Source organism: Nonomuraea sp. GTA35 (assembly GCF_041950525.1).
Classification (GTDB): domain Bacteria; phylum Actinomycetota; class Actinomycetes; order Streptosporangiales; family Streptosporangiaceae; genus Nonomuraea.
In genome coordinates this window covers 110,074-127,099 of sequence record NZ_JBGNUV010000017.1, presented here as the reverse complement: position 1 = coordinate 127,099, position 17,026 = coordinate 110,074, and the positions used below count along the sequence as shown (strand labels likewise).

Here is a 17,026-nt window from a genome sequence, read left to right as displayed (position 1 = left end):
TCCCGCAGGATCGGCGGCGGCTGCCGTGGAGCGGCGGCCATGGACCGCGTTGATCTCTTGGGCTAGTTTGCCCGACATGAAGCTTCGAATCGCGTTAGGTGCGCTGTCAGCGGCCCTCGTGCTCGCCGCCCCGCTCCCCGCCCAGGCCGCCACCACGCCCCAGCTCGGATGGGAGCTCAAGGAGACGGGGGTGACCGCGCGCCTGCGCGGCCTGTCACCCGTCAGCCGGCACGTGGTGTGGGCCTCGGGCTCGGGCGGGACCGTGCTGCGGACCGTCGACGGGGGACGGACATGGCAGAACGTCTCCCCGCCCGACACGGCCGCGCTCCAGTTCCGCGACATCGAGGCGTTCGACGCGTACCGGGCCGTGGCGTTGTCCATCGGAGCGGGCACGGACTCGCGCGTCTACCGCACGGAGGACGGCGGCCGTACCTGGGCGGAGACGTTCAGGAACGACGAGCCGCAGGCGTTCTACGACTGCATGGCCTTCTTCGACCGGCACCACGGGCTGGCCATGAGCGACCCGGTGAACGGCCGCTTCCGGATCCTGGCCACGGAGGACGGCGGGCGGAGCTGGCAGGTGCTGCCGCCGGACGGGATGCCCGAGGCGCTGCCGGGCGAGGCGGGGTTCGCGGCGAGCGGGCAGTGCCTGGCCGCGTCGGGCGGCCGGGACGTCTGGCTGGCCAGCGGCGGGGCCGAGCGGGCCCGGGTGTTCCACTCCCGCGACCGCGGCCGCACCTGGACGGTCGCCGACGCGCCGATCCCGGGCGGCGACCCGGCCCGCGGCGTCTTCGGCCTCGCCTTCCGCGACCGTCACCGGGGAATCGCGGTCGGCGGCGACTACCGTCCCGAGCAGCAGTCCCCCAGCGCGAGCGCGACCAGCCGCGACGGCGGCGCGTCCTGGCGCCCCTCCTCGGCTCCCCCGCCCGCCTACCGGTCAGGTGTCGCCTGGCTTCCCCACCTTCCCTTCGCGGCTGTCGCCGTGGGGCCGTCGGGCAGCGATGTGACGTACTCGGGCGGCCGGACGTGGCAGACCTTCGACAGCGGGTCCTTCGACACGGTCGCCTGCACCCGGGACCGCTCGTGCTGGGCTTCGGGCGAGCAGGGCCGCCTCGCCAGGCTCACCCTCAAGTAACCGACCCGCGCCGGCCGCACGCGCTCCCTGCCCGAAGCCGGATCCGCCGCCCGGCACGGCACGGCGCGGGGACGTGCGCGGCGCGGGGACGCCGTGGTGGGGCGGGGGGTCAGCGGACGCCGATGGGGCGGAATTGGATGCTGATGCGCGGGCCCGAGGGGCGGGTGGTCTTCGGGATGGCGTGTTCCCAGGTGCGCTGGCAGCTTCCGCCCATCACGATCAGATCCCCGTGCCCCAGGTCGTGACGGATCGAGGGCCCGCCGCCCCGCGGGCGGAGCAGCAGGGAGCGCGGGCTGCCGACCGAGATGATGGCGACCATGGTGTCCTCCGTGCTGCCGCGCCCGATCGTGTCGCCGTGCCAGGCCACGCTGTCGCGGCCGTCGCGGTAGTAGCACAGACCCGCCGTGCGGAACGGCTCGCCCAGTTCCTTGCCGTAGTGACCGTCGAGGGCGCGTCTGGCGTCGTCGAGGAGCGGGTCGGGCAGGCGCTCGTCCTCGTCGTAGAACTTCAGCAGCCGCGGGACGTCCACGACCCTGTCGTACATGCGCCGCCGTTCGGCCCGCCACGGCACGTTCTCCGCGAGGCGCTCGAAGAGCGTGTCGGCGCCCGTCAGCCAGCCGGGGCGCAGGTCGATCCAGGCGCCGCGGTCGAGGTGAGTGCGGCGGACGGTGTCGCCGAGAGGCCCGATGCCGAGCTCCTCGTCGAGAGCGAGCAAAGATGCTTGGAACGCGGCTGTCATGGTGCCGAGTCTATGCCATACTTCAAACACTCATTCGATTTCAGGGAAGCGGCCTATTCGATCGACAGGTCGTGCGACGCTGGTGGGCACCGGATATGAGTGGCGTCGCCCCTCGGCCCGCACCGGAGGTGCAGAGGCCACCCATCGCTTCGTCACGCGAAGGAGCAGGCCATGCTCACCACGCACTACCTCCCCGGATCCCCCTGCTGGGTCGACGTCAGCAGCCCCGACGTGGAGACGTCGATCTCGTTCTACACCCGGCTGTTCGGCTGGGATTCCATCTCGCTGGGGCCCGAGCACAGGCAGTACCGCTTCTGCCAGGTCGGCGGCCGGACGGTCGCCGGTATCAGCCCTGACGCCCCGGCGAGAGGGGGCGCGGCATGGCTGATCTACTTCCAGGCGCCTGACGCCGACACCATCGCGAAGACGATCGAGCAGGCGGGCGGCACGGTCCTGGCCGCGCCGTTCGACATCGAGGGGCAGGGGCGGATGGCGATGTTCGCCGATCCGGCCGGGGCGTCGTTCGCCGTCTGGCAGCCCGGCGCGACCAAGGGGCTCGGGCTGGTGACGGACGCGGGCTCGCTGGGGTGGGCCGAGCTGCACACACCCGATCCCGTCGGCATCCGCGCCTTCTACCAGTCGGTGTTCGGCTGGCGTGTCGAGGACCTGCCGATGGGCGAGACGTCGTATCCCGTGATCTCGCCCGCGGAGGGCGACGAGTCCTCGGCGGTGGCCGGCATCGCCCAGCTCCAGGCCGGTGATCGGCCGCACTGGCTGCCGTACTTCGAGGTGCCCGACTGCGATGCCACGGTGGCTCTGGGGCAGCAGCTCGGCGCGACGACGCGGGCTCCGGTGATGACCACCGAGGGGGTCGGGCGGCTGGCCTTCCTCGACGATCCCTTCGGCGCACGGTTCGCGGTGATCACCAGCTCCGCCTGAGCCATGGTCACTGGTCACCGGCCCATCACCGCTCAGGCGGGTGGGCGGTGATGGCCGGTCCGCTTGAGGTCGGGGCGGCCCGTCCCGGCCTCGGGTGCGGGGCCGGCGGTCGGCCTGCACGCACGCAGTTCGTGCAGGCCGACCCTCCCCAGCATGGGCGAATCCCCAGCTCAGGGGCCTGGTTCCGGATACTCATTCCCTCCGGGACGCCGGCCTAACGTACGCGGCGGCGTACGCTCGTGTAACGTCTCAAGTGTGTTAACCCGTTACATGGCGGGCGCCGTGATGGCCCGCACCGGTGATGAGATGTCCGGGCCCGCCCTGCTCGTCACGGGGCTGGCCGTCACCGGGTCCCCCCTGCTGGCCTCGTCGGTGCTGGCGGGGCTGACCGTCTCGGCCGCCGTCGGAGGGCCGCTGCTGGGGGTGCTGCTCGATCGGGCGCGGCGGCCGGGCAGGGTGCTGGGGTGGTGCCTCGCCGGGTACGCGGGCGGGCTCCTGATGGTGGCCGGCGGGATGGCGGGGCAGGTGCCCGGGGCCGTTCTGGTGGCCGTCGCGGTGGTGACGGGGCTGCTGGGGCCGGCGCTCACGGGTGGATGGACGGCGCAGCTCCCCTTGGTGGCCGGGCCCGGGAGGTTGGCGAGGGCGACGGCGTTCGACTCGATGAGTTACAACGTGGCGGGGCTGGCGGGGCCCGCGCTCGTCGGGGTGGTCGCGTCGGCGGGTGGTGGCGTCATGGCGGTGCTGGTGAGCGTCGGGATGCTGGTCGCCGCGCTGCCCGCCGCCCGTGGGCTGCCCCCGGCCGGCCCTCGTCCGGCGGGTGGTGAGGAAGGCGGGGCGCCCGGGTGGCGGGCCGTCCGGGAGGAGGTGCGGGCGGGGTTCCGGGCGATCGTGTCGAACGGGGTGCTGCGGCGGGCGACCGTGGCGTCCATGGTGTCGTGTTGCGGGCTGGCCATGGTGGTCGTGTCGGCCCCGGTGCTCGGTGCCCGGCTGAGCGGGGAGAGCGGGCATGGCGCGTTGCTGCTGGCCGTCGTCGCCGCCGGCGGGCTGGTGGCCAACGCGGCCCTGAGCGGCACCTCGCGATGGGCGGGGGCACAGACGGCCGGAACGGCGATGCCGGTGGCCGGGACGGCGGTGCAGGCGGTCGGGACGGCGGTGCTGGGGGCCGGGGTGGTGGTGATGGCCTGCTCGCAGACGTACTGGATGGCCGTGGTGGGGGCCGCCGTGGCGGGGGCGGGCGAGGGGCCGCAGCTCACCGCGCTCTTCGCGGTACGCCATCGCGAAGCGCCCGCCCGGCTGCGCGGCCAGGTGTTCACCACGGGTGCCAGCTTGAAGATCACCTCGTTCGCGATCGGGTCCGCGGTGGCCGGGCCGCTGGCCGCGTACGCGGTGAGCCTCGCTCTGTTGGCCGGCGCGGCGCTGCAGGCGGTGGCCGTCGCGGTGCTCCTCGTCAGGCGGTGACCCTCCAGCGTCGTCACGCGCCGGGCCTCCGGCGACGTCAGGCGAGGCCCTCCAGCATCGTCAGGCGGCGGCCCTCCAGCGACGGATGAGCCGCACGTCACACCGGCGGCCGGCCACCTGCGGCGGGCGAGGTGCGGGAGCGGTGGGCGGCGACGCGTTCCCTGGTGGCGCAGCGGCTGCTGCAGTAGCGGCGCGGGCTGCCACCGCCCACGTCCAGGTACGGACGCCCGCAGCTCCCGGACGCGCACAACCCGCCGGGAACCCGCTGGTGATCGGCGAGCAGCACCGCCAGCGCCATCGCCGACGACGTCAGGAACCACTCCCCCCACGGAGCGTCGTCCCCGCTGTCGACGTGCAGGTGCCAGCTCGACGTCCCCTCATGGCTGGTCAGCCGGGGAGCCCGGGCGGACTCCGCGAGGAGCCGGTTGAGCAGCGCCGCCGCCTCGCCGGTGGTGGCCGCGCCCAGCACCTCGCACAGGCGCGACGCCGCGGCGCGCATCGCGGTCACGTCGTCCTCGCCCAGGTCCAGCTCGTCAGTCTCGCCGTGCGCGCGCAGGACCCTCGTCACCGACGCGGCGGACGGCCGCTCGTACAGCAACTCCACGCACAGCTCCACGGCCCGCACGGCCATCGCCTTCGTCGAGTGCACCTTCACCCATGCAGCGTATGCCGAAGCCGTCCGGCCGCCGCGGGCCGTGACGACGAACGTGGCAGGGGCGTCCTGGTGGCCGGTCGATCACAGGAGCAGGGCGGCGGACCGCCGGCGCGGATGACGGCGTCGCGGCCGGGACACGGCGGTGGTTCAGAGCGGGCGGCGGCCGGCGAAGCCCAGCTCCGTACGGTGATACCAGCCCAGCTCGCGCTCCCCCTCGATCCAGCACAAGCGCACGGAGGCCCCGTCGAGCAGCGACGGGAAGTCGACGAGCACCGGGGCGATGCCCTTGACCTCGATGCCCTGCTCGCTCCACCCGCTCAGGATCTCCTCGATCCTGGCCTGCAGCCCCTTCAGCTCGGGCAGGCCGCCCAGCTCGGACCGGCCGCCGGCGCGCCGCTGGAAGTCGATCTCGGCCAGGTCGGCACGGGCCGCGATCAGCTCCGCGGCCTCCCTGATGACGGCGGGGAGCAGCGCGCGGGCCTCGTCGAGGGTGAAGATCCGCTCCATGGGGCCACGTTAGCGGTTCGGCTCGTAGGCGTGGATGAGCAGCCGCTCGGCATGGTCGAGGTAGTCGTCGAGATAGGCGGCGGCCTCCTCGATCCGCCCCGACTCGATCAGCCCGACCAGCGTGAGGTTGCGCTCGACGAACGGCTCGTGGAAGGCCCGCGGGTTCTCCATGACGTGGAAGACCAGGCGCAGCTCGGCCAGGAGCTGGCGCATGGCCTCGTCGATCCTCGGGCTCTCGTTCAGCGAGACGAGCGCCTGGTGGAAGCGGATGTTGGCGGTGCCGACGCCCTGCCAGTCGTCCTTGGCGGCGGCCCGCCGGGCGTCGGCCACCGCCTCCTTGATCACGGCCAGCGCCTCCTCGGACGGCTTGCGCCGCACGGCCGCACCCTCCAGCACGCGGCGTACGCGGTAGAGGTCGAGCACGTCCTCGACGGACGGCAGGCGGACGAACACGCCCCTGTTGAGCCGGTGGTCGAGCAGGCCCTCGTGGCCGAGCAGCCGGAACGCCTCGCGCAGCGTGTTGCGCGACACGCCGAGCCCTTCCGAGATCGACTCCTCCGACAGCCGCTGGCCGGGCTGGAAGAACCCCTCGCTGATGCGGTCGCGCAGGATGTCGGCCACCCGCTCCGCCGTGCTGCTGCGACCCAGCCGGGGGCGGTCCTGGGAGAGACCAGCGACCACGTTGTCCACATTCCACAGGAAATCATGGAGCAAAACTCTTGTCGAATTGTTCAACGATCCATACGTTGAGATGTATCCCCCCTCGACTCAAGGAGCGATCGGATGTCAGGCTCCCCCCAACAGACCCGGCGGGTGATCCTCGCCAGCCTGATCGGCACTTCGCTGGAGTGGTACGACTTCTTCCTGTACACCACCGCGGCGACCCTGGTCTTCCCCGCGCTGTTCTTCCCGTCGCTCGACCCGTTCAACGCGACCCTGGCGTCGCTGACCACCAACGCCGTGGCGTTCGTGGCCAGGCCGCTCGGCGGCGTGGTGTTCGGGCACTTCGGCGACCGGGTGGGCCGCAAGACCGTGCTGGTCGTGACGCTGCTGGTGATGGGCATCTCGACGTTCCTCATCGGGGTGCTGCCCGGCTACGCCGCGGTGGGCGTCATGGCCCCGATCCTGCTCGCCTTGCTGCGGTTCGTCCAGGGGCTGGGGCTCGGCGGCGAGTGGGGCGGCGCGGTGATCATGTCGCTGGAGCACGGCGACGGCCGCCGGCGCGGCTTCAACGCGAGCTGGCCGCAGGTCGGCGTGCCCGCCGGCTACGTGCTGGCCACCGGCCTGCTGACGATCCTGTCCTTCACGCTGTCGGACGCGGCGTTCCTGTCGTGGGGATGGCGGGTGCCGTTCCTGCTGTCCGGGGCGCTGGTGTTCGTGGGCCTGTGGGTGCGGCTGAGGATCACCGAGTCGCCGCTGTTCGCCGAGGTCGAGCAGCGCGGCGCCAAGGCGAGGATGCCGCTGGTGGAGGTGCTGCGCACGCATCCGCGCGCGCTGCTGTCGGCCTTCACCGCGCGGATCGGGGTGGACGTGGCCTTCTACACCTTCACCGCCTACATCATCGTGTACATCACCGGCGAGCTGGGCCTGCCGCGCTCGTACGCGCTGAACGCCGTGCTCATCGGCTCGGCGCTGCAACTCGCGCTGATCCCGCTGGCCGGTGCGCTGTCCGACCGGTACGGCCGCCGCCCGGTCTACTTCGCCGGGGTGGTCGCGGCGGCGGTGTGGGTGTTCGCGTTCTTCCCGCTGCTGGACACCAAGTCGTTCCCGCTCATCGCGCTGGCCGCCGTGGTGGCGCTGGTCACCCACGCCGCCATGTACGGCCCGCAGGCCGCGTTCATCGCCGAGCTGTTCAGCACGCGGCTGCGCTACAGCGGCGCGTCCATGGGGTACCAGGTCGCCGGCATCGTCGGCGGCGCGCTGGCCCCGATCATCGCGCTGCAGCTCTTCCATGCCTACCAGTCCACGATCGCGGTCTCGATCTACGTGGTCATCGCCCTGGCCGTCACGGCCCTGGGCCTGGCCATCGCGCCCGAGACCCGCGACCTCGACCTGGCCGAGCCGCCCAAGGCCAGGACCCCTCAGGTGGGGCCGTACGCCTGACCTCGGATCGCCGCGAAAGGCGCGGGCGGCGGCTGCCGACGCCGCCCGCGCGGAAAGGGTCCGCATGAGAACAGCTCTGGCCATCGCCGCCGCGCTCCTCGCGATTCCCCTGCTCATCGGGGGCCTGGGGGGTCTGGAGAGCACCGGCGGCGGCGAGGTGGCCGTCGTCCGTGACGGCGGCCCGCTCGACGACAACCAGGTCCGCCAGGTCATCGACCCCGGCTCGGGCCTGACCTGGACCGGCATGTGGTCCTCCGTCCACCTGTATCCGGCGCAGCAGCGCTTCTACACGATCACCGCCGACGCCAAGCGGGCCACCACGCTCGGCGTGGACGTGGTGACGGTGCCCAGCAGCGACGGCGTGAACCTGGGCATCGAGGGCACCCTCTACTTCACGCTCAACCTGGACCACGAGACGCTGAAGACGTTCGACGACAAGTACGGCACCCGGACCTTCCGCACCCAGGGCGACACCTCGCTGCACCCCTGGGACGGCGACGACGGCTGGGCCGCGTTCTTCGGCCAGGCAGTCCGGCCCGTGATCGACAACGCGCTGCGCGGCCAGATCGGCGCCATGCGCTGCGCCGAGCTGGTGCCCTCGTGCTCCCTGCTGAAGAGCTCCGCGCTGCAGCCGCAGGACAGCAACGCCACCATCACCAAGGTCCAGAACGCGGTCAACGCCTCGCTGGCCCGCGACCTGCCCGTCACGCTCGGCGGGAACTTCCTCACCGGGCTGCGGTTCACGCTGGCGAGGGTGACGCTGCCCGCCGACGTGCAGAAGGCCGTGGACAGGTCGCTGTCGGCCTCCGCCGCCGTCTCCGAGGCCGAGGCGAAGGTCGCCCAGGCCAAGGCCGAGGCGGAGGCGAACCGGGCCAGGCAGGACGGCTACGACAAGTGCCCCGCCTGCGCCGAGATCGAGAAGCTCAGGTCACTGCCCCAGGGCATCACGGTGTACGCGCCCGGCAACCCACAGTCGGTCGTCATTCCTTCCAGGTAGGTGTTGTGACGGAATCGCCATCGATTCCCAGAACAAGCAGCCGCGAAACGGCATAAACTGCGCGCCTGTGAGCCTGCCTGTACGAGAACGTTCCCCTCGGCCGGGCGGCGGTCGCCACCGCCGTCCCGTGCCCACGTCCTTGCCGTCCGACGCCCCCGTGCTCGTGCTCGCCACCCCTGGTGGGACCGCCGGCGTGGCCGAGGAGATCGCGTCCGTGGTACGCGTCGACAACCCCCAGATCGAGGTGCGCCTGACGAGCGTCACCGACCTGGCAGACTCCCTGCCCGCAGGCCGTGACGCCGTCGTCGTGCCCCTGCTCACGTGGGACGATCCCGTCATCATGGCGGAGATCGGCAAGGCCGTGGCGGCCAGCGGCTCCGGCGCCGTGGTGACCGAGGCGCTCGGGCCGCACCCGCTGCTGGCCGAGGCCCTGCACATCCGGCTGGCCGAGCGCGGCCTGGCCAGGGCCGACCGCGTCCGCCTGCTGAACGTCTCCAGCCCCGTCGACGCCGTCATCCTCGCCACGGTGGGCGGGGGCCGCGCGGTGCACGCCGTACAGGCCACCGCGGTGCTCCTGGCCTCGCGGCTCACGCTGCCGGTGGTCGCCGCCTCGCTGGACAGCGAGCCCGGCGTCGACGTCGCCGCCCAGCGGCTGCGCGCCGCGGGCGCCGAGCGGCTGGCCATCGCGCCCTGCCTGATCGGCCACGAGGCCTCCGCCGGCATCGTCGAGCAGGCCGCCGCGTCGATCGACGCCGGCCACGCGGCGCCGCTCGGCTCGCACAGCGCCGTCGCCGAACTTGTCGCGCGAGCTTACGGGAGTCAACTCGCCACTTGACAAGGGCTTGTAAAGATCACAGGACTCGCGTTACCTTCTCCGCATGCGCCGTGTGCTCTGCAATGGCGAGCGACTCGGCCTCCGTGACGTCACGGAGGCCGACGCGGGCGCCCTGCACACCGTCTACAGCCACCCCGCCGCCGTCCAGCACGCCCCCTTCGCCCCGCGCAGCCCGCAGGAGGTCGCCGGGCTCGTCGAGGAGGCCATGGAGGCGGCCTCCGCCGAGCCGCGCCGCCTGTACGTCCTGGCCGTGGTCGACGCCGACCGCCGCGACGTGATCGGCGTGGCCAGGCTGCGGATCGAGGCCGAGCTGCCGCACAGCGCGGAGATCGGGTTCGGGCTGCACCCCGATCAGTGGGGGCGGGGCATCGGCACGGATCTCGTACGGCTGCTGCTGTCCTTCGGGTTCAAGCAGCTCGGGCTGCACCGCATCTGGGGCGCCCGCTCACCCGCCAACCTGCCCGCCCAGCTCGCGATGCTGACCGCGGGGATGGTCGAGGAGGGCCGCATCCGGCACCACCTGCACACGCCGAACGGCTGGCGGGACTCGATCGTGCACTCCGCGATCGAGGACGAGTGGACCGAACGCTAGCCCAGCGCCCGCGGCGCCGGTGATCGGCGGAGCTTCCTGCGCACGATCTCAGCGGCGTCACGGGAGTTTGTCGGTGCGGCACCCTACGATGAGGCTCCTCACGGAGGGATAGTCACCATGCTCGACTCGCTGATCGTGCCCTTGTTCGTCACCACGGACCTGCCGCCGGAGGCGGAGCTGGCCGAGTTCGGGGAGCTGCTCACCGAGACGGCCCGCGTGCTCGGCCGCGAGGGCGCCGGCTACGAGGCCTTCCTGGCGGGCAAGGTGTTCTGGCTGGACCGGCCCGTGCTGCCCGAGCAGCGCCCCGCGGCCGAGGGCGAGCTGCGCTTCGCCGGGATGCTCGGCTACCTCGCCGCCTCCGGCGCCGGGCACACCACCCGCGGGGTGGTCGGCGACGTGCGCCGCGCGATCGGGGCCGCCCTGACGGGCCGCTACGGCGACGTGGGGGCGGCGCCCGCCGTGTTCGCCATCCGCGACCAGGACGTACGCGAGCGCACCCCCGACACGGCCCTCTACGTGGACACGCGGGACGCGGCGGCCGAGCTGGTGAGCGCGACCAAGTCCTACCTCTAGCCCCGCATCGCGCCGGGTTCTAGCCAGCCGGGGCTCCCGCGTGCGATCGTGAACGGCGATCCTTCCGCCGGCCGGCGAGCGGGTGGCCCGATGAGCTTGGAGGTTCTGGCGATGGCGGTGATCGGCGCGATCTGCTTCGGGCTGGTGATCGGCTGGATCACGTACGGGACACTGCGGCACCGGCGGTCGGGCGCCGGGCTGACGGAGCTGGCGGCCGTGCTGGCCGCGGTCGGCGGCGGGCTGGTGACGGCGCTGCTGGAGCTGCCCGAGGTGTTCGGCGGGTATGCCGTGGGGCTGGCCGTGGGGTTCTTCGGCTATCTGGTGCTGGTGACGCTGGTGCCCGACTCTCCGTGGGCCGGCGAGTCGGTCAAGAGGCCGACCGGCGCGTACGAGGCCCAGAGGTCCGGCTCGGTGGAGCCGTAGAGGTCGCGCAGGGCCAGCACGGCGGCGCGGAAGGCGGTCGCCGAGGTGGCGCCTGCTCTGAGGCGGGTGTGGATGTCCCGGGCCAGGACGCCGGTGATCTCGGGTGAGACCGGCCAGAGCGTGAGCAGCGCGGAGCGGACGCCCGCGTGCAGCAGCGCGGAGGAGAGCGCGGCCATGCCGTCCCCAGCGGGCGCGGCCGACGCGCCCGGGACCGGCGGGGCGCCGGTGCTCGCGGCCGACGTGTCGGGAACGGGCGAAGCGCCGGGGGCGGGCGGGGCTTCGGGGCCGGGCGGGAGCGGATGCTCGTGGCCGGTGATGAGGGCCACGTCCGCGGTCACGTTCATGGACATGAGGCGGCGGGCCGTGAGAAGGCCGTCGGCCAGGCGGATGCCCGAGCTGAACGGGTCGGCGTGGTCGTAGACGGCCGGGCAGGCCAGGTGGAGCACGTCCCAGGAGCCCGGGAGGAGGCGCGAGGTGGCTTCGCGGGCCAGGTGGGGCTCGGCGCCGAGCAGGGTGGCCGCCTCCCCCGCCTCTGCCTCGACGGCGGGGCGGGCGGCCTGATCGGTGCTGAAGCCGAGCACCAGCGAGCCGGCGGCCGGGGTACGGGGGCGGCGCTCCAGGCGGGTCAGCGCGGCGGCGGAGGGGGCGTAGGCCACGGGGAAACGCTCGATGAGCAGGCGGCCCGACGGTGACAGGGCGTGCAGGGGGATCTGGCGGAGCGCGGGGTGCGGGATCAGGTGGAGCAGGTCGATGCCGGTGCCGAGGGCGTCGAGCGCGTCGGCGAGCAGCAGGTCGGCCAGGCGGCGCCAGAGGTCCGCGCGGTGGCGGCGGGCCTCGATGTCGAGGAGGCCGGGCCGGCGGCCGTTGACGGTGCGGCGGAAGCCGGTCAGCAGGTCGTGGCCGACCGTGGTGGGGAAGGCGCGGGGCTCGGGCCAGCCGGTGCGGTGGGCCAGGACCGTCACGGTGCCCTCGCCCAGGTGGAACCCGAGCAGCGCCCTCGCCCCCGCCTCGTGGTCGGGGACGCTGACGAGGGCGTCGAGCTGGGCCCTCGTGGGCGGCCTGCCCCTGCTCAGGGCCACGTGGTCGGGGGCCGCCGGCTCCATGCGCTGCCACAGGGCCTCCAGCTCCGCCTGGGCGGCGCGGGCTCGGCGGAAGACGGGCGCGGCGCGCTCGGGGTCGCGGGTGTTGCGGGCGATCGTCATGAGGGTCCGGACGGATTCCAGCCCGCGCTGCTCGGCCTCCAGAAGGTCGGCGGGAAGCTGCTGACCTCCTGCGGAAGACGGGGGCTGGTGACCTCCTGCGGAAGGCGAGGGCTGGTGGGCTCGCCCTGAGGGCGAGGACCGGTGGGCGGTGGGCTCGGTGGTAAGGATGTTGAGCTTGGCCTGTTCGGCGTGGGTCCAGGCCGTCATGCCGAGGTTCAGGCGTGCCGCCAGCCGGACCGCGCGGTCGCGGGAGGTCTCGTGGCCCAGCGCGCAGGCGCGTTCGGCGTCGGCGAGGGCGGCGGAGAGGTCGCCGAGCCCCTCCCCGGCGATCGAGCGGTGGTGGTAGGCGGTGGCGAGCGCCTGGTCGTGGCCGAGGCCGGTCAGGAGGTCGATGGCCGTGGAGAGACGGTCACGGGCACGGCCATGGGAAGAGGCGGCGCCGGTGGTGTTGCGGGCGATCGTGCCTGGCGCGGCGGTAGTGAGGTCGAGGGCTCCCAGGTGGAGCAGGGCGACGGCCTCCCCCGCCCGGTAACCGATGGCCTGGGCGAGCGTGAGCGCCTCCGCGAGCCGCTCCGGCGCGCCCAGGCGGGCGAGGGCGAGCAGGGCCAGGACCGTTCCCCGGCCGTGGCCGTGGGCGCGTTCGAGGTCGAGGGCGCGTTCGAGGAGCGGCACGGCTTCGGTGGGCTCGCCGCGCAGCTCGTGGACCAGGCCGAGGTCGGCGTAGGCGGCGGCGAGGCCGGCACGCCGGCCCAGTTCCTCGCCGATCGCGATGGCCTCGCGGTAGCGGGTGGCGGCCTCGTTCAGGTCGCCGAGCTTGAGGTGGAGGCCGGCCAGGCCGGACAGGAGCGGTGCCCGGAGCGCCCGCCAGATCGGGGCCTCGACGAGGGCCAGCCCCTCCGCGTACGCCCGTGCGGCCTCATGCCCGCGGCCCAGGTCCGTGAGCGCGGCTCCCAGCAGGGCGAGGGACCGGACGAGGTGGGCGGGCAACGCGGAGTCCGTGTCGCGGGCCAGCTCCACCGCCCTTGTCAGGTGACCGGCCGCCTCCTGCGCGCGCCCCATGGCCGTGGCCGCCGCGCCCAGGTTGCACAGGTGCTCGATCGCCCGCTCGTCGCGCAGCTCGTACCCGCGCGCCGCGTACTCGTGGGCGGCGGCCAGGTCGCCCAGCTCGCGGCAGCAATGGGAGAGCTTGGCCAGGAGGTAGGACCGGTCAGCGGCTCCCCCGCCCCCACCGGCCGCCGCGCCGAGGGCTTGCTCGGCGAGGGTGCGGGCCGTCGTCAGGTCGCCTGCCGCCTCGGCCTCCTCCAGGCGTAGCCGGGCCTCCAGGCGCTCCAGAGCCTCCCCCCGCCGTCCCTCGGCCCGGAGGGAGGCAACCGCCTGGGCGAGGGTGGCGCGGCCGCGGGTGAGGTCGCCGAGGGTGAGCTGGAGGGTGGCCAGGCGGGACAGGAGCTCGGCGTCCAGGCCCCCCGCCATCGCGGCGACGACCTCGAACGGCGCCCCGGACGAGCGGAGGTCGGGAGCCGCGGCGAGGCCCGCCAGGCCCTCCTCCAGATGCTCCCGGGCCCGGCGGAACTCCCCGAGCGACTCCAGGACGAGGCCGAGCTTGAGCGCGGCGAGGGCCGTCAACCGGTCCTGGTCGCCGGCGCGGAAGCCTTCGAGCGCCGCCTCCAGGGCCTCGGCCTGCGCCCGCAGGTCCCCGTCGCGGGCGGCGAGCGCGGCGAGGCGGTCGCGTACGACGGCCTCCTTGAGCGCGTCGCCGGCGGCCAGGCCGAGTGCCGAGTACAGGCGCTGCTCCGCCTCCTGCGGCTCCCCCAGCCGGACGTCCGCCGCGGCCCGGCCCAGGGCGGCGGTGAAGAGCGCGTCCAGGTCGCCCTCGGCGGCGGCCAGCTCCGACGCCCGGTCGAGGTCGGCCAGGGCGTCCTCGACGCGGTCCAGCGCGGTCAGGCAGGAGGCGCCCATGACCAGCGCGACCGCCTCCTTGGCCGGCACCCGCAACCTCCCGAACGCCTCCGCCGCCGCCTCGAACGCCTCCAGCGCCGGCCCCGGCTCGCCCTCCGCGTACGCCAGCACGCCCAGGTTGTAGCGCACCGACGCGGCCCCGTCGTGGTGGCCGATCGACTCGTACTCGCGCCCGGCCAGCTCGAACGCCATCCTGGCGCCGCCGGTGTCGCCGCGGGCCCGGCGGCGCTCGCCGATGCGGTACCACTCGTCGGCGGGCTCGCGCCGCTGCCCACGGCGGCGCACGATCTCCACCAGCCGGGTCTCGCAGGCCGCGGCCTGGCCGTGATGGCCGCGCTCGGCCAGGGCCACGGCGTGCGCGTCGAGCGTCCCGCACGCCTCCTGCCACTCCCCCGCCGCCTCCAGCTCGATGGCGCACGCGGCCATGCGCTCGTTCGCCGCGGTGAGGTCGTCCAGGTCCACGGCGGCCCTGGCGGCCGGTACGAGGGCGAGCGCGGCGGCCCGCCTGTCACCGGCGTGCTGGTGCAGCTCGCGGGCGCGGGCCGCGCAGGCGACGGCGGAGTCCGGGTCGCCCAGCGCCAGGTACGCCTGCGCCGCGTGCCCCTGCTGCGCCGCCTCCTCGGCCGGCAGCCCCGCGGCCTCGCACAGTGCGGCGGCGCGCAGGTGGTGCTCGACGGCGCGGGCCGGGTCGCCGGCGCGCAGGTGGAGGAGGCCCATGTTGCCGAGCTGGAGCGCCTCGGAGCGGGGATCGGCCAGCGAGCGGTAGAGGGAGGCCGAGCGTTCGTACGCCGCGAGAGCCCGCTCGTGTCCTTCCGCGGCCTGATGCGCGAAGCCGGGGTCCTCGTGGACCGCTCCCAGTCCGGCCAGGGCGTGCGCGGCCCGCGCCGGCGACCCGGCCGACTCGAACGCCCCTACCGCCCGTTCCAGCACCCGCGCGGCGGTGCCGTGCCGGCCGGAGCCGGTCAGCCGCTGCGCCACCTCCAGCAGGAACTCGCCGGGCTCCGCCGCCCCCCGTTCGGCCAGCCCGAGCAGCTTGAGCGCCACCTCCTCGTCCGGCAGCCGCAGCGCCAGCTCGGTCGCGGCCCGCGCGAGCTGCTCGTCCACGGCGTGCGGGACATCCGGCGCGGGCCCCGGACCGACGCCGCCCTCCCCCGCCGGCGCCGGCGGCTCGCGCGACGGGCCGGACTCTCCCTCGCCCGCCAGCGCCAGCGCCTCGGGCAGCAGGGCGGCGTCGCCGTCGCCGGCCAGGGCGAGGGCCTCGGTCAGGTCGCGGGCGTCGCGGTGCGCCGCGTAGCGGGCCAGCAGCGCCTTGCAGAGCGTCCGCTGCGCGCCCGTCTGCCCGTGCGCGGCCTTCTGCGCCAGCTCGACCCCCTGCCGGGCGGAGAGCACGGCCTCGTGCAGGTCCTCGGCCCGCCGCTCGCCCTCCACCCGCGTGGCCCGCCAGCACAGCACCTCCGACACCAGCCCGTACGCCTCCACGCGGAAGCCCGCCGCCTCCCCCACCGACAGGGCCTCGCGTAACGCGGAGACGGCCTCGTCGGCGGTCTGCGGGGTGAGCCGCAGCCTGAGCGCCCGGCCGAGCAGCAGCAGCGTGCCCGCCCTGGCCGGGTCCTGCGAGCCGTGGGCGGCCAGGGCGGCGCGGGCGGCCGCGACGGGCTCCGCGGGGTCGCCGCCGGTGACGACGGCCCGCCTGAGCAGGGCGTTGGCCAGGGTGGTCAGGTGCCTGGCCCGGTCCGGATGGCCGGTAGGGGCGTGCCGGGCCGCCTGCCGCAGGACGTCCACGGCGTCGTCCAGGTCGGCGAGGTCGCCGGTGACCAGGTAGCGGCGCCAGCGGCGCTTGCCGAGCAGCGCGAGCCGGACGAGCGGGTCGTCACCGAGCCCGCGCGCGCTCTCGTCGGGCGCCACGCGCAGGGCTTCGAGCATCTCGGTGGCGGCTTCGAGGGAACGTTCGTCGCCGGTGACGACGTACCACTCGATGAGCCCGGACGCGTACGGCGCCACCACCCCCGGATGCGCCCACTGCTCGTGCCAGAAGTCCAGCGCGCACTGCCCCGCCCTGATGAACGCCAGCAGGTCGCCGTCCGCGTACGAGGCCGCGGCCCGCGCCTGGGTGAGATCGACGAGCGCCAGCAGCGCCTGCGACCTGCTCCGGGTCCCCGGCGGAGCCTCCGCCGCCGCCACGTAGGCCCTGACCAGCTCCTCGTCGTCGGGCGCCGCCGACCCCAGCGCCGCCGCCAGGTCCGCCACGTGGGCCGCGTCGCCGAGCGCCGCCCGCAGCAGCACGTGCACCGCGTCGCCGATGACGCCCCGCTCGCCGGTCATCGCGTACAGGCGCGCCAGCCCGGTCCCCACCAGCCCCAGCGCGCCGGGCGCCCAGGAGGGGTCGGTGGAGCGCATGGACTCCTGGAGCAGCAGCCGCGTCAGCCGCTCGCTCGCCTCGGGGGTGGGGTGCGCCATGGCGCGGCGGACCAGCGCGTGGATGAGCAGCCCGACGTGCCGGTACGTGGCCGGGTCGACGTGCCTGAGCACCTCCTCCACCAGCCCCGCCCAGGTGCCGGCCGACTCGCCCGGCGGCGCGTTGGAGCCGCGCAGCTTCTCGGGCAGCCGGCCGGGGTCCGCCACGGCCACGGCGGCGAAGAAGGCGCCCGCCACCGCGGCGTCCTGGGTGGTCTGCTGGTCGAGCCGGTAGCGGGCCAGGTGCAGCATCCCGATGAGCCGCCAGGTGGCCGCGTCGGACCGGTCGCCCGCGCACGCCCGCATCGCCTGCTCGGCCTCGGACAGCGCCGCGGGTTCCCAGATCAGCCCGGGATCCGCGGTCTGTTCGAACCGCTCGATGCGGGCGGCCAGCGCCCCGGCCGGTTCGGTCATGGGCACAGGCTCTCACCGGCGTGCGCCCGCGTACAGGACCGTCA

The 17,026-nt window shown here is 74.5% G+C and carries 14 protein-coding genes; 9 read left to right on the top strand and 5 right to left on the bottom strand.

Annotation, left to right across the window (positions count from 1 at the left end):
• Positions 1 to 76 precede the first annotated feature (76 nt).
• Positions 77 to 1,135 carry a WD40/YVTN/BNR-like repeat-containing protein gene (locus ACBJ32_RS49595; protein ID WP_375132864.1) on the top strand — a complete coding sequence of 353 codons (1,059 nt, stop codon included), beginning with the start codon at positions 77 to 79 and terminating at the stop codon, positions 1,133 to 1,135.
• 109 nt (positions 1,136 to 1,244) lie between these two features.
• Here ACBJ32_RS49595 and ACBJ32_RS49590 read toward each other — a convergent pair whose 3' ends face one another.
• Complete coding sequence (locus ACBJ32_RS49590) at positions 1,245 to 1,874, bottom strand: alpha-ketoglutarate-dependent dioxygenase AlkB (protein ID WP_375132863.1); 630 nt, start codon at positions 1,872 to 1,874, stop codon at positions 1,245 to 1,247.
• Between the two features lie 171 nt (positions 1,875 to 2,045).
• Between ACBJ32_RS49590 and ACBJ32_RS49585 the strand changes: the two genes are divergently transcribed.
• Both ACBJ32_RS49585 and ACBJ32_RS49580 read left to right on the top strand, forming a co-directional pair.
• Positions 2,046 to 2,813, top strand: coding sequence for a VOC family protein (locus ACBJ32_RS49585; protein ID WP_375132862.1), 768 nt, complete (start codon positions 2,046 to 2,048; stop codon positions 2,811 to 2,813).
• A 255-nt stretch (positions 2,814 to 3,068) separates the two neighbouring features.
• Positions 3,069 to 4,271, top strand: a complete 1,203-nt coding sequence (locus ACBJ32_RS49580; protein ID WP_375132861.1) for an MFS transporter — start codon at positions 3,069 to 3,071, stop codon at positions 4,269 to 4,271.
• Between the two features lie 97 nt (positions 4,272 to 4,368).
• On the opposite strand, the gene ACBJ32_RS49575 is transcribed toward ACBJ32_RS49580, so the two are convergent.
• The 3 genes from ACBJ32_RS49575 to ACBJ32_RS49565 form a co-directional block, all read right to left on the bottom strand.
• Positions 4,369 to 4,926, bottom strand: coding sequence for a CGNR zinc finger domain-containing protein (locus tag ACBJ32_RS49575; RefSeq protein ID WP_375132860.1), 558 nt, complete (start codon positions 4,924 to 4,926; stop codon positions 4,369 to 4,371).
• 147 nt (positions 4,927 to 5,073) lie between these two features.
• Positions 5,074 to 5,433, bottom strand: coding sequence for a DUF2203 domain-containing protein (locus ACBJ32_RS49570; protein ID WP_357876447.1), 360 nt, complete (start codon positions 5,431 to 5,433; stop codon positions 5,074 to 5,076).
• A 9-nt stretch (positions 5,434 to 5,442) separates the two neighbouring features.
• Complete coding sequence (locus ACBJ32_RS49565) at positions 5,443 to 6,114, bottom strand: GntR family transcriptional regulator (protein ID WP_375132859.1); 672 nt, start codon at positions 6,112 to 6,114, stop codon at positions 5,443 to 5,445.
• Between the two features lie 102 nt (positions 6,115 to 6,216).
• Here ACBJ32_RS49565 and ACBJ32_RS49560 point away from each other — a divergent pair, with 102 nt between their 5' ends.
• From ACBJ32_RS49560 to ACBJ32_RS49535, 6 genes are all read left to right on the top strand, one after another.
• A complete protein-coding gene (locus ACBJ32_RS49560) occupies positions 6,217 to 7,536 on the top strand; it encodes an MFS transporter (protein WP_375132858.1) in 1,320 nt (439 codons plus the stop codon).
• 64 nt (positions 7,537 to 7,600) lie between these two features.
• On the top strand, positions 7,601 to 8,533 hold the full coding sequence (locus tag ACBJ32_RS49555) for an SPFH domain-containing protein (protein ID WP_375132857.1): 933 nt from the start codon (positions 7,601 to 7,603) through the stop codon (positions 8,531 to 8,533).
• 127 nt (positions 8,534 to 8,660) lie between these two features.
• Positions 8,661 to 9,368 carry a sirohydrochlorin chelatase gene (locus ACBJ32_RS49550; protein ID WP_375132856.1) on the top strand — a complete coding sequence of 236 codons (708 nt, stop codon included), beginning with the start codon at positions 8,661 to 8,663 and terminating at the stop codon, positions 9,366 to 9,368.
• Positions 9,369 to 9,411: 43 nt separating this feature from the next.
• Positions 9,412 to 9,960 (top strand): GNAT family N-acetyltransferase, encoded by a 549-nt coding sequence (locus tag ACBJ32_RS49545; protein WP_375132855.1) that lies wholly within the window; start codon positions 9,412 to 9,414, stop codon positions 9,958 to 9,960.
• 117 nt (positions 9,961 to 10,077) lie between these two features.
• Positions 10,078 to 10,533: a hypothetical protein gene (locus tag ACBJ32_RS49540; protein WP_375132854.1), complete on the top strand. Its 456-nt coding sequence runs from the start codon at positions 10,078 to 10,080 to the stop codon at positions 10,531 to 10,533.
• Between the two features lie 90 nt (positions 10,534 to 10,623).
• Positions 10,624 to 10,956 (top strand): hypothetical protein, encoded by a 333-nt coding sequence (locus tag ACBJ32_RS49535; RefSeq protein ID WP_357876460.1) that lies wholly within the window; start codon positions 10,624 to 10,626, stop codon positions 10,954 to 10,956.
• On the opposite strand, the gene ACBJ32_RS49530 is transcribed toward ACBJ32_RS49535, so the two are convergent.
• A complete protein-coding gene (locus ACBJ32_RS49530) occupies positions 10,848 to 16,982 on the bottom strand; it encodes a CHAT domain-containing protein (protein WP_375132853.1) in 6,135 nt (2,044 codons plus the stop codon). The two genes, ACBJ32_RS49535 and ACBJ32_RS49530, sit on opposite strands and share 109 nt — an antisense overlap.
• Positions 16,983 to 17,026 lie beyond the last annotated feature (44 nt).